This window comes from Olsenella sp. HMSC062G07, from assembly GCF_001811895.1.
Lineage (GTDB): Bacteria > Actinomycetota > Coriobacteriia > Coriobacteriales > Atopobiaceae > Olsenella_F > Olsenella_F massiliensis.
In genome coordinates this window covers 1-1,029 of the sequence record NZ_KV806932.1, presented here as the reverse complement: position 1 = coordinate 1,029, position 1,029 = coordinate 1, and the positions used below count along the sequence as shown (strand labels likewise).

1 rRNA gene is annotated in these 1,029 nt (G+C 64.0%); it reads left to right on the top strand.

Annotation, left to right across the window (positions count from 1 at the left end):
• Positions 1–213: 213 nt before the first annotated feature.
• A 16S ribosomal RNA gene (locus tag HMPREF2826_RS00560) occupies positions 214–1,029 on the top strand; the annotation flags it as partial.

The following is a 1,029-nucleotide window of genomic DNA, read 5'->3' as shown; positions in this document are numbered from 1 at the left end:
CCTCGCGCCGCACGGAAGGGCGAGGCCCCGAGGGCGGCGCGGCGAACCTTGAGAACCGGATACTGCGATCGAGAGATCGACAAGAGACAGCGAAGAATGAGCGAAGCTCGAGACGACGCAGAGTCAATTCGAGACCAAGCGAATCCAGATCAGCGGAGCATTCGGCGGGGTCGGCGCTCGCACGAGACGACCCCGGGCCTCGGCCCGGGAGCTCGAACGGAGAGTTCGATCCTGGCTCAGGATGAACGCTGGCGGCGCGCCTAACACATGCAAGTCGAACGGTTAAGGCTTCCTCGGAAGCGAATAGAGTGGCGAACGGCTGAGTAACACGTGGGCAACCTGCCCCTCGCACCGGGACAGCCTCGGGAAACCGTGGTTAATACCGGATACTCCGCCGCCCCCGCATGGGGGCGGCGGGAAAGCCCAGACGGCGAGGGATGGGCCCGCGGCCTGTTAGCTCGTTGGCGGGGTGACGGCCCACCAAGGCGATGATGGGTAGCCGGGTTGAGAGACCGACCGGCCAGATTGGGACTGAGACACGGCCCAGACTCCTACGGGAGGCAGCAGTGGGGAATCTTGCACAATGGGCGAAAGCCTGATGCAGCGACGCCGCGTGCGGGACGAAGGCCCTCGGGTCGTAAACCGCTTTCAGCAGGGACGAGGCCGAAAGGTGACGGTACCTGCAGAAGAAGCCCCGGCTAACTACGTGCCAGCAGCCGCGGTAATACGTAGGGGGCGAGCGTTATCCGGATTCATTGGGCGTAAAGCGCGCGTAGGCGGCCTGTCTGGTCGGGAGTCAAATCCGGGGGCTCAACCCCCGCACGCTCCCGATACCGGCGGGCTTGAGTCTGGTAGGGGAAGGCGGAATTCCCGGTGTAGCGGTGGAATGCGCAGATATCGGGAAGAACACCGGTGGCGAAGGCGGCCTTCTGGGCCAAGACTGACGCTGAGGCGCGAGAGCTAGGGGAGCGAACAGGATTAGATACCCTGGTAGTCCTAGCCGTAAACGATGGACACTAGGTGTGGGGG